This is a genomic window from Bradyrhizobium sp. Y36, assembly GCF_002531575.1.
In the GTDB taxonomy this organism is placed as follows: Bacteria; Pseudomonadota; Alphaproteobacteria; order Rhizobiales; family Xanthobacteraceae; genus Bradyrhizobium.
Genome location: NZ_NWTI01000003.1, coordinates 217362 through 228325, shown reverse-complemented (window position 1 = coordinate 228325; position 10964 = coordinate 217362). Strand labels below are relative to the sequence as shown.

Annotated in this window: 9 protein-coding genes; 8 read left to right on the top strand and 1 reads right to left on the bottom strand. The window is 65.2% G+C overall.

The window, feature by feature from the left end; translation table 11 throughout:
* Window positions 1-4 precede the first annotated feature (4 nt).
* The 8 genes from CO669_RS07805 to CO669_RS07770 all read left to right on the top strand — a co-directional run bounded on the left by CO669_RS07805 (window position 5) and on the right by CO669_RS07770 (window position 9763).
* Window positions 5-1708, top strand: coding sequence for a hydrogenase maturation protein (locus CO669_RS07805; RefSeq protein WP_349627002.1), 1704 nt, complete (start codon window positions 5-7; stop codon window positions 1706-1708).
* On the top strand, window positions 1705-3141 hold the full coding sequence (locus CO669_RS07800) for a sigma-54-dependent transcriptional regulator (protein WP_097659199.1): 1437 nt from the start codon (window positions 1705-1707) through the stop codon (window positions 3139-3141). Before CO669_RS07805 ends, CO669_RS07800 begins: the two co-directional genes overlap by 4 nt.
* On the top strand, window positions 3134-4498 hold the full coding sequence (locus tag CO669_RS07795) for a PAS domain-containing sensor histidine kinase (protein ID WP_097659198.1): 1365 nt from the start codon (window positions 3134-3136) through the stop codon (window positions 4496-4498). Before CO669_RS07800 ends, CO669_RS07795 begins: the two co-directional genes overlap by 8 nt.
* A gap of 210 nt (window positions 4499-4708) precedes the next feature.
* Entirely contained in the window at window positions 4709-5212 is a 504-nt protein-coding gene (locus CO669_RS07790; RefSeq protein WP_097659197.1) for a DUF3455 domain-containing protein, read from the top strand.
* A gap of 326 nt (window positions 5213-5538) precedes the next feature.
* Window positions 5539-6675, top strand: coding sequence for a helix-turn-helix transcriptional regulator (locus CO669_RS36290; protein ID WP_245444224.1), 1137 nt, complete (start codon window positions 5539-5541; stop codon window positions 6673-6675).
* A gap of 172 nt (window positions 6676-6847) precedes the next feature.
* Window positions 6848-8071, top strand: coding sequence for an MFS transporter (locus CO669_RS07780; protein ID WP_245444222.1), 1224 nt, complete (start codon window positions 6848-6850; stop codon window positions 8069-8071).
* Between the two features lie 416 nt (window positions 8072-8487).
* A complete protein-coding gene (locus tag CO669_RS07775) occupies window positions 8488-9270 on the top strand; it encodes a Crp/Fnr family transcriptional regulator (protein ID WP_097659393.1) in 783 nt (260 codons plus the stop codon).
* A 109-nt stretch (window positions 9271-9379) separates the two neighbouring features.
* Window positions 9380-9763, top strand: coding sequence for a c-type cytochrome (locus CO669_RS07770; RefSeq protein ID WP_097659196.1), 384 nt, complete (start codon window positions 9380-9382; stop codon window positions 9761-9763).
* 208 nt (window positions 9764-9971) lie between these two features.
* Here CO669_RS07770 and CO669_RS07765 read toward each other — a convergent pair whose 3' ends face one another.
* Window positions 9972-10961 (bottom strand): FAD:protein FMN transferase, encoded by a 990-nt coding sequence (locus CO669_RS07765; protein WP_097659195.1) that lies wholly within the window; start codon window positions 10959-10961, stop codon window positions 9972-9974.
* Between the last annotated feature and the right edge of the window lie 3 nt (window positions 10962-10964).

The following is a 10964-nucleotide window of genomic DNA, read 5'->3' as shown; positions in this document are numbered from 1 at the left end:
GATCATGATGCGCATCCTGCTGCTATCGCATTCCTTCAACAGCCTGACGCAGCGGCTTCATGTCGAGCTGCGCGAGCGCGGCCACGAGGTCTCGGTCGAGCTCGACATCCACCCCGACGTCACGCGCGAAAGCGTGGCGCTCCATCAGCCGGACCTCGTGATCGCGCCGTTCCTCAAGCGGGCGATTCCGGAAGATGTCTGGCGGAGCGTGCGCTGCCTGGTGGTGCATCCCGGGCCGCCCGGCGATCGCGGTCCGGCTGCGCTCGACTGGGCCATTCTCGAGGGCGCGGCCGAATGGGGTGTCACGGTGCTGCAGGCGGACGGCGAGTTCGACGCCGGTCCGGTCTGGGCGTTCCGCACGTTCCCGATGCGGCGCGCCGCAAAATCCAGCATTTACCGCAACGAGGTCACCTCATGCGCGGTCGAGGCTGTGCTGGAGGCCATCGAGGCGATCGCGGCGGGACGGCCGACACCGCAGCCGATGCGCGAGGGCGATGCGCGCATTCGCGTGCGCGGGCCCTGCCGGCAGTCGGACCGGGCGATCGACTGGCAGCACGACACGACTGAGACCGTGCTGCGCAAGATCAACAGCGCCGACGGCATGCCGGGGCTCCTCGACAGCCTGTTCTTCCAGGACGTACGGCTGTTCGATGCCCACGAGGCCAGGGATATCTGCGGCGTTCCCGGCACGGTCGTCGCACGATGCGAGGGCGCCCTGGCCCGCGCGACGGTCGATGGCGCGGTCTGGATCGGCCACGTCCGCCAGCTCGAAGCGAAAAGCTTGAAGCGATCGGCGACAAGGGTTTTTGCCGAGCAAGCCGCGAACCTGCCGCAGCGGCCGGATTGCGGTTATGCTCCGATTCGGTATCGCGAGCATGGCGAGGTCGGTGAGTTGCAGTTCTCCTTCTACAACGGCGCCATGACGACGTCCGACTGCGAAGCGCTGCTGGAAGCCTACCGGGCCGCGCTGGCGCGCCCGACAAAGCTACTGCTTCTGACCGGCGGTTTCGACTATTGGTCGAACGGCATTCATCTCGCCGAGATCGAGGCCGCCGACAGCGCTGCCGACGAGTCCTGGCGCAACATCAATGCCATCGACGATCTGGCGCGGGCGATCATCGAGACCACGGACCGGTTGGTGATATCGGTCATTCGCGGCAATGCGGGGGCGGGCGGCGTGTTCCTGAGCCTGGCGGCCGACGAGGTCTGGGCCAGCGATCAGGTCGTGCTCAATCCGCATTACAAGGACATGGGCAATCTGTTCGGCTCCGAATACTGGACCTATCTGCTGCCGCGCCGCGCGGGCGCCGAGAACGCGACACGGATCACGCAGTGCCGGCTGCCGATGGGCGTCGCCGAAGCGGAGCGCCTCGGGATCGTCGATCGCGTCCTGGCAGGCGACGAGCTGAGGCGCGAAAGCCTCGTGAAGCGCGCCGCCGCTGCAACTGCCGATCAAGGCTTCGCGGCGCGGCTCACCGACAAGCAGAGACGCCGCGCGGCGGACGAGGCCGAAAAGCCGCTGCAAGCCTATCGCGACGAGGAACTGCGGCGGATGAGGCTCAATTTCTACGGCTTCGATCCGAGCTACCACGTCGCCCGCTATAACTTCATCCACAAGGTGCCGAAGTCGCGCACGCCGCTGACCATCGCCAATCATCGGTCGCGGCGGACGACCGGGCGGCAGAGAGCCATGGTGGTGCCCTCATGAGCGTTTTGGGAACCATTCTCGTCGTCGACGACGAAGTCCGCTCGCAGGAGGCGCTGCGGCGCGTGCTCCGGGAGGATTTCGAGGTGCTCTGCGCCGGCAATGCGGCGGACGCGGAAAAGCTGCTGGAAGGCGAAATCGTCCACGCCATCCTGTGCGACCAGCGCATGCCCCATGAATCCGGCGTCAGCTTCCTGAAACGCGTGCGGGAGCTGTGGCCCGATCCGGTGCGGATGATCATCTCGGGCTACTCCGACTCCGAGGACATCATCGCGGGCCTCAACGAGGCCGGCATCTATCAATACATCACAAAGCCCTGGCAGCCGGAGCGGCTGGTCGACATCGTCAAGGAGGCGGTGCAGCTCTATCGTCTGCAGAAGGAGACGGAAACCGCCGGCGTCGACGTCAAGGCGACGCCGGGGCACATCAAGAAGGTCGTCTCGGTCAAGCGCGGGGTTGCCAAGCAGCTCTACGACTTCGATCGCATCGTGCATTCCGCCGAGAGCCCGATGCACAAGGTGATCGAGCTCGGCAGGCGCGCCGCGGACTACGACATCTCCGTGCTGATCACGGGCGAGTCCGGGACCGGAAAGGAGCTGCTGGCCCGCGCCATTCACTATGGCTCGGCGCGCGCCAGCAAGGCCTTCGTGGTCGAGAACTGCGGCGCATTGCCGGACGAGCTGCTCGAAAGCGAGCTGTTCGGCTGCAAGAAGGGCGCCTTCACCGGCGCCTATCAGGACCGGATCGGCCTGTTCGAGGTCGCCGACGGCGGCACCATCTTCCTCGACGAGATCGGCGAGACCTCGCCGGCATTCCAGGTCAAGCTGTTGCGCGTGCTGCAGGAGAGCGAGATCCGCCCCCTCGGCGCGCAGCGCGTGCGCAAGGTCGATGTCCGCGTGGTGGCGGCGACCAACCGCGATCTCGAGGCGGAGGTCGAGGCGGGCCGCTTCCGGCGCGATCTCTATTATCGGCTGGCGGCGTTCCCCGTCCACATGCCGGCCCTGCGTGAGCGGCCGATGGACGTCTCGCTGATCGCCGAAGGCGTGCTGTCCTCGGTGAAGACCTCCTTCAACCGGCAAGGCCTGCGCTTTGCGCCTTCCGCGCTCGAGGCCTTCGCCAGGTACCATTGGCCCGGCAATGTCCGCGAGCTGCAGAACGAGATCCAGCGCATGGTGGTGCTGGCGGACGCCGATGAATTGCAGCCCCCGCCGCTGCTCGGCCGGCGCAACGGCAAGCCGCCGGCGCCTGCGGTCCGGGGCAAGCTGAACGGCGCGGCAACCCTCAAGGACAAGGTGGAGGATCTGGAGAAGGCGGTTATCATCAGCACTCTGGAGCGCTACGAAGGCAATATCAGCCGGGTGGCCAATGAGCTCGGGCTGTCGCGCGTGGGGCTCAGGAACAAGCTGTCCAGGTATGATTTGAGGAAGAATGCCTGAGGTAACGCACCCTCCCGAGACCAGCGAGCCCGAAACGCTGCTCAAGATGATCAGCAAGCGCGGCACGATGGAGCTCGACCAGGAGCGCGAAGGCGCCTGGATCGAAGTCATCCGCAAGATGGACGAGGTCTATTCCGACCTCCTGCGCTACGAGGTCGACCTCGAGCACAAGAACGCGGAGCTGGAAGAGGCGCAGGCCTTCGTCACCAACGTCATCGAATCCGTCTCCGACATCCTCATCGTCTGCGACGCCAAGGGGCTGGTGCAGCAGGTCAATTCAGCGTTCCAGCACACGCTCGGCAGCAGCGTCACCGACATCGTCGGCACGAACATCGCCGATGTCATCGATGCCAAGGACACGGCCAAGCTGGTGCCGCTGCTGAAGCCGCGCAGCGCCTCGGATGTCGTCGATGGCGAGTTGCGGTTTTCGCGCGAGGGCGGCAGCTCGGACCTGTTCGCGATCAACGCATCCCCGCGCCATGATCATCGCGGCCGCTTCATCGGCGTGGTGCTGACGGGACGTCCGATCGGAGAGCTTCGCCGCGCCTATGAGGAGCTGCACAAGGCGCATCACGAATTGCAGCGCGCCCAGCGGCAGCTGGTCGAGCAGGAGAAGATGGCAAGCCTCGGCCGTCTCGTCGCGGGCGTGGCGCACGAGCTGAACAATCCCATCAGCTTCGTCTACGGCAACGTCCACACCCTGATGCGCTATCGCACCGCGATCGTCGCCTATCTCGACGCGGTTCACGGCGAGAAGGACAGTGACCTCACGGCCGAGCGGCGCAGCCTGCGCATCGACGAGATCCTGGAGGATTTCGGGCCGCTGATCGAAGGCACCCTGGAAGGCGCGGTCCGCATCAGCGAGATCGTGAAGAATCTCCGCCGGCTGTCCTTCAGCAAGCTCGGCGAGGTCGAGCGCGTCGACATCGAGCGGCTCATCAACACCGCGGTGCTGTGGGCCGTGCGGACCAAGCAGGTGCGTCTCGACCTGCAGCTGGAGATCGAGCCGGACCTCTGGATCTCCGGCAACGAGGGCCAACTGCACCAGGTGATCGTCAATCTCGTCGAGAATGCGATCGACGCGATGCGCGGCACCGAAGCTCCGCGGCTGGTCGTCTCGGCGGCGCGCAAGGGCAACGACATCCTGTTCCGGATATCGGACAACGGCCCGGGTATCGACAAGGATCACATCAGCCACATTTTCGAGCCGTTCTTCACGACCAAGCGGGTCGGGGAGGGAACGGGGCTCGGCCTCTGGATCAGCTACGGCATCGTGCGCGAACACGGAGGCGAGCTGGTCGCGGGATATGGACCCGAGGGCGGCGCGACGTTCTCGTTCGCGTTGCCGGCCGCATAAGCGGCTCCTGCCGGCTTAACGGATCCGGCTCCCTGTGGATCGCGAGAGACGTCTCCTAGGTTTGCAGGAGGCGAATGTTTCGCGCGACTGCTACCTCAACGATCGCTGATTCGCAGGTCACGTCGGCGCCCTTGGCGCAACGGCGGCGCGCGCCGGTGCGCAGCACGCCGTGAAGAGGTCCTTGAGAAATCGATCCAGCAGGAGACAGGCATGCAGAACGTCGTCCAGTTGTTGTCGCTGATCCTCGCCGTCATCACGTTCGGCACGGGGGCTACGAAGTCGGTGGTGCCGAAGGAAATCTCCGCCGATGGGACGGTGGTCGCGAGCCTGCTGGCCGAGGGAGCGCAAACCTATGAATGCAAGGCCGGCAGCGACGGCAAGCTGGTCTGGACATTCCGCGAGCCGATTGCGACGCTGATTTCGGACGGCACGACCGTCGGCCGCCATTACGCGGGTCCGGTCTGGGAGAGCGTGGACGGCAGCGCGATCACGGGGAAGGTCGTGGCGAGCGCTCCAGGCGCGACGCCGGACGACATTGCCTGGCTCAAGCTCAGCGTCGTCAGCGCGCGCGGGGATGGCGTGTTTTCGAAGGTGACGACCGTGCAGCGGATCGAAACGCATGGCGGTGCCGTGCAAGGTTCCTGCGAGAGGACCGGCACCGCGCTCGTCGCCCCATATTCCGCCACTTACGTCTTCGTCCGTGAGGGGAACTGAGGCGGCCGCGCGCCGGCCTGAACTACCATTTTGGCGCACGATGACGAAAGCGCTGAACCATCCGCCAAGCGGATGACCGACCACCTTGTCATCATGGACGCTCCAAATCGTTCCGTCACGGACGACCTACGGGGCAAAAGTCGTCCTCCGAACGGAGGATGACGGAATTGTCTCGTCCGAGCAGTGTGACCGATCGGTACGATCTGAGAGGAGCGGACGATGACAGGGTTGAAGAGCTCCCGAACGTGCGGTGGCTGTCTCCGTAGGCCCGGTTTCGGTGCTCCATGAATCCCGTGCCAAGCCTGTGATCGGTCCAGACATTGTCCGTGCCAGTCAATTCCGGTGATCCGCGAGAGCTCAGCGATCTGATCGGCATCGTCTACGACGCCGCGATCGACCCGTCTCGGTGGGAGGATGCCATCGCAAGAGCTGCCCGGTTCGTCGGCGGCACCGGCGGCGGGCTGTTCTGCAAGGATGTCGGTGTCCAGCACGCCGCAATTCCTCATGGCGTCGGATTTCAAAGGCCGCTGCCGGTGGAGTTGTTCCGCGAAATCTATCCGGCTGCAGCGGCGCATTTTCAGGGAGACATCGAAGAGCCGATTGCGACCGCAGATCTGATACCGCTCGACGAGCTCACCAAGACGAACTTCTATCGTCAGTGGGCCGAACCTCAAGGGCTGATCGACTTTCTGAGCGCGGTCGTCGATAGGACGACGATCAGCGCGGCGATATTCGGCATCTTTCGTCATCGGGAGAGCGGCATTGCCGACGAGCAGGCGCGGCGGCACATGAAGCTGATCGCCCCGCATATCCGGCGCGCGGTCTTGATCGGTGGGATGTTCGAGTTCAAGGCGGCAGAGGTCGCAACGTTCGCCGATGCGCTCGACGGGCTCGATGCGGGCATGTTCCTCGTCGATATGGGCGGCCGTCTCATTCACGCAAATGCCGCCGGCAACGCGCTGCTCGGCACATGCGCGGTCTTGACGTCCGTCGGCGGGCGGCTGGCCGCGCGTGACATGCAGGTCGACCGGGCCTTGCGGGAGGTCTTTGCGAGTGCGGGGCAGGGCGACGCTGCGCTTGGCACCAGGGGGATCGCCATGCCGCTGACCGGCAGCGACGGCGAACGCTACGTTGCCCATGCGCTCCCATTGACGTCGGGTGCCCGGCGCCGAGCCGGCATCGTCCATACCGCCGTCGCCGCCTTGTTCGTCCGAAAGGCGTTGCTTGCGATGCCCTTCGCAGAGCAGACGATCGGCAACGCGTTCAAGCTGACGCCGACCGAGCTTCGCGTCTTGCTCGCCATCGTCGAGGTCGGCGGGGTTCCGGAGATTGCCAGCGCCTTCGGCGTTGCCAGCACGACGATCAGGACGCATGTCAGCAGCCTGTTCGAAAAGACCGGCGCGGCGCGACAGGCCGATCTCGTCAGGCTGGTCGCGGAGTATGCGACGCCGCTGGCGGGTTGAACGCGCGCGGGACGGAACCGCCAGGTGCGCGCTCCGCTTCGGCCAAAATCTCCTCCATTCCTAGGGCGACATCCGAACGGCGCCTGCTCACAATTGCCCGTGTCCGATCGGCGCTGCCGACGATCAGGCCGTCGGCCATCCTGCAGGTCACCAAACCGCGAAAGCACCGGCAATGAGCAGTGACGTCGCCCTGGGTAAGGCTGTTGCCGGCAGGTCCGGTCGGCGAACGGGGATCGCCGGGAGAGGTGTGATCTGTGCCTTCGCGGCGATGGGACTTCTGTCGACCAACATCTTTCTTCCCTCCTTGCCGGCGATTGCGACCGATCTTGGCGTGTCCAGCGCGGCCGTGACGTCGAGCATAACCGTGTTCCTGGTGGTCTTCGCCGCGGGGCAGCTCGTCGTCGGTCCGTTGTCGGACAGGTTCGGGCGAAAGGTTCCGATCGTGACCGGGCTCTGCATCTTCGTGCTCGGCACCGCATGGTGCGCGCTCGCGGCAGATTTCCTGAACCTGTTGGTTGGTCGATCGGTGCAGGCAGCCGGTGTCTGCGCCGTTGCAGTCTTGTCGCGTGCGATCGCCCGGGACCTGTTCGACGGCCAGGAGCTGACCAGGGCGATGGCGTCGATCACGATCGCCACTGCGGCCGCTCCGGGCTTTTCGCCTCTCCTCGGCGGCGCGATCGATCTTCTCCTCGGCTGGCGTTTCGAGTTCGTCTTCGTCGCGGCCGTCGCTGCCGGTGCGGGGGCGATATACGTGATCTCAGTTGGCGAAACTCTGAAGACGGTCGGCGGTCCCCGTCCCCTGCGCGAGGTGATCCGTTGCTATCTCGGCTTGATTCGAGACGCGCGCTTTGGCGCGCCCGCAAGGACCGCCGGCCTGCTCATGGCTGGCTTGTACGCAGTGCTGTCAAGCGCGCCGCGGGTGCTTCTCGAGGGATTTGGTTTGTCGCCCATTGCCCTCGGCTGGTTGTTTGCGGGCGTCGTCTTCATCGTGTTTGGCGCCGGCGTGCTGGCGCCAAGGCTGGCGGCGCGGTTTGGCCGCCAAGGCGCGACGTTGGCCGGCCTTACTCTGGCCGCCACCGCAGCGATCGCGCTGCTTGGAATGACGCTGATTGGGGAGATCGCGCTGGGGGCATTCCTCATGATCACGCCGGTTTTCCTGTTCGGGGTCGGGATCGCGAGCCCGCTTTCGAGCGCGGCGGCGCTGTCGCCATTCGGCGACAGGGCGGGCCAGGCGGCGGCGTTGTTCGGCTGCGCGCAAATGGCGGGCGCGGCCTGTGGTGCCTCGCTCGCGGCGATCCTCTCCAGCGAGCCGGTCCGCGGACTTACGCTCGTTCTCGCCGCGACGTCTTTTGTCGCCATGATGTTGCAGGCCTTTTCGAGCACGTCGCGACGGTGATCGGCGATCATGCGTCGAGTGCCGAACGTCGTTTCTATCGCGTAAAGGATCTCGGCATCCTGACGCTGTGTGGATCGTGTCGGACCTGGTTCACCGGTCGCCTGCATGCTCCCTGCATCATGACGATTGAACGTCACAGCGCATTGCACGGTGCGAATCCGACCAGCGGCGGCGCGGCAAAAAGGCGTGCGCAGGTGGCAATAGGTCGCGAACGCGCTGGAGTTTGCGCTCCCACAAAGAGGGCTGGATGGAAATAGGTCGATTGTCGCATGGCGGCTTTCCGACGCGGCGATCGAGTCCTGTTGATGGCTCCTCGTGCGAGCCGGCCCCTCGGTGGAATTGATCCAGCTCAAATTGTGATGCGATGGATGATCAATAGTCAGGCACCAGGATCAAACATCAGGGATGAGACGACGATGACGGCGCCCACTCCGGTTGATCTTGAGATCACCGCGGAAATACCGGTGTTCAGCGGACTAGAGCCGCAAGCCCTCGCGGTCCTGCTGGGGCCAGCCAGCATCCTCAATCTCCGGCCGGGTCATACGCTGTTTCGTCAGGGCGAGCCGGCTCAGGCTTTTTTTGTCGTCCTGGATGGCTGGGTCAAGCTTTACCGGGTCACCCCCGCCGGGGACGAGGCCGTGCTCAACGTGCTCACGAGAGGTGAGAGCTTGGCCGAAGCTGTTACATTCACGTCCGGACGCTACCCTGCTACCGCGAGTGCCGTAACGTCGGCCCGCGTGATGGTCGTTCCGGCCGACCACGTCATCGCCTGCATTCGCCAGATGCCCGACGTCGCGATCGCGATGATCGCATCGACCTCGCAGCATCTGCACCGCATGGTTCAGCAGATCGAGCAATTGATGGCGCAGAGCGCCACGCAGCGCGTGGCCGAGTTTCTCGCCTCGCTCGCACCGCGAACCAAGGGGCCATGCACGATCGCACTGCCTTACGACAAATCGCTGATCGCCGGCAGGCTGGGCCTGAAGCCGGAGTCGCTCTCGCGCGTGTTCGCCAAGTTGCGCATGGTGGGTGTCGACGTGCGCGCCTCGAACGTGGTGGTGCGCGACATGGCGCAGCTCTGCAAGCTCGTGGCCTGCGATCGCATCAGTGCACGTTGCCCCGTCAAGCCCAGGATGATGTGCGCCCAGCCGCCAGCGCCGCGCGCGATGCGGCCCGAGGTCAAATCCGTGCCGGCGTGATCCCGATGCTGCAGAACCCGGCAAACGCCGGGCCTTCATTTTTTCACCCTCCGCGCCGGCGTATCCGCGGCGTAGCCCGACCAGTTTCACTCAAACAGGAGACGATGACATGAAGCGTGTTTTGATCGCAATCGCAGTCGCTGCGGTGTCGAGCAGCGCTGCTTACGCGCAGGACGTGACGGCGGGCGCCACCGCCTTCAAGAAATGCGCCAGCTGCCACGACGTTGGCGCGACCGCCAAGAACAAGGTTGGCCCGGTGCTCAACGGTCTCGACGGCCGCAAATCGGGATCGATTGCCGGCTACAATTATTCGGACGCGAACAAGAATTCCGGCATCACCTGGGATGAAGCGAGCTTCCTCGATTACATCAAGGACCCCAAGGCCAAGGTGCCCAACACCAAGATGGCATTCGCCGGCATCAAGAACGAAGCCGAGGCCAAGAGTCTCTGGGCCTATCTCAAGCAATACGACGGCGACGGCAAGACCAAGTAAGCTGTACTCGTCCAAACGGAGCGCGCGCCTCGTCCTTCGAGACGGCGCTCACGCGCCGCCTCAGGATGAGGCTGAGCGGCATCGGTGCTCGTTGAAACTGGCGCGGCACACGTGATCCTCATCCTGAGGGCCCGCCAACGGCGGGCGTCTCGAAGGATGGCCACAAGCGAATCGCTGCCATCTGCGATGGCTCAGCGTGCATCGTCGCTCAGCCGACGACGCCGTCGTGCGGGCCGGCGGTCCAGGTTGAACGATGCCCCGCCGGGTCGGTAGCCCAGATCGCCGTGCCGCTCAGCCGGGGCAGCAACGCTTGAATCTCACCCGCAGATGCGATGGAGAGCGCCGTCGACAAGGCGTCGGCCATTGCGGCCGAGCGATGGTGCACGATGACGGTGCGCCAATGAGCCGCACTGCGGCCGCTGCGCGGATCGAACAGATGGTGCGCCGAACCGTCGGCACCGAGCACGCAGCCCGAGCCCTCCGACGTCGCAAGAGCACCTTCCGCCAGCTGCAGCGGGGCGGCGCCGTTGCGCGCGATCAGCCATGGCGATCCGTCGTGGCGCGGCGCAATCGCCCGCATCTCTCCGAGATCGACCAGGATGTTGGTGAAGCCCTTCGCCGCCAGCATGTCCGCCACGCGGTCGGTGACGTAACCCTGGCCAAGGCCATTGAGCGTCAGACGTTGGTTGTCGCCGAGACGAATCGAATCCGGCTCGATCCTGACAGTCCGCCAGTCCACGGCCTGCCGCGCGCAGGCGATGACGGCTTGCGGCGGCAAGCCAGTGTGGCTCTTGTCCGCGAACCAATCGACATGGGCTTCCCACAGTGCCTGCACGGTCGGGTCGAACAGGCCGTTCGTGACGGCTGCGATCTCGAGCGCCAGCGCCAATGCGCGGCGCAGATCGCCGCCCGGCGCGGTGAGCGCGCCGTCGCGATTGAGCCTGCACAGCTCCGATCCCGATCGAAACAGGCTCAGTTCGTTTTCCAGGCGGTCGATCTCCGCCTCGACCAGCGAGGCAATTCCCTTTGCTTCTGCCGGCTCGATGTCGTTGAACAGGATGCGCGCATCCGCGCCCATCGCCGTGCCGCGCCACTCGAAATCGGCCCGGGCCGGACTGGCGGGACCCGCGATCGCGACCGCAGCGGCCGATGCGAAGATCGTGATGGCGCGACGGCGTGTCGGACGGTCAGGAAGCATCGT

Bases quoted from the DNA above. Each gene is read 5' to 3' on its own strand.
- CO669_RS07765 (WP_097659195.1), bottom strand. From the start codon at position 10,961: ATGCTTCCTGACCGTCCGACACGCCGTCGCGCCATCACGATCTTCGCA.
- CO669_RS07770 (WP_097659196.1), top strand. From the start codon at position 9,380: ATGAAGCGTGTTTTGATCGCAATCGCAGTCGCTGCGGTGTCGAGCAGC.
- CO669_RS07800 (WP_097659199.1), top strand. From the start codon at position 1,705: ATGAGCGTTTTGGGAACCATTCTCGTCGTCGACGACGAAGTCCGCTCG.
- CO669_RS07795 (WP_097659198.1), top strand. From the start codon at position 3,134: ATGCCTGAGGTAACGCACCCTCCCGAGACCAGCGAGCCCGAAACGCTG.
- CO669_RS07775 (WP_097659393.1), top strand. From the start codon at position 8,488: ATGACGGCGCCCACTCCGGTTGATCTTGAGATCACCGCGGAAATACCG.
- CO669_RS07790 (WP_097659197.1), top strand. From the start codon at position 4,709: ATGCAGAACGTCGTCCAGTTGTTGTCGCTGATCCTCGCCGTCATCACG.
- CO669_RS07805 (WP_349627002.1), top strand. From the start codon at position 5: ATGATGCGCATCCTGCTGCTATCGCATTCCTTCAACAGCCTGACGCAG.
- CO669_RS07780 (WP_245444222.1), top strand. From the start codon at position 6,848: ATGAGCAGTGACGTCGCCCTGGGTAAGGCTGTTGCCGGCAGGTCCGGT.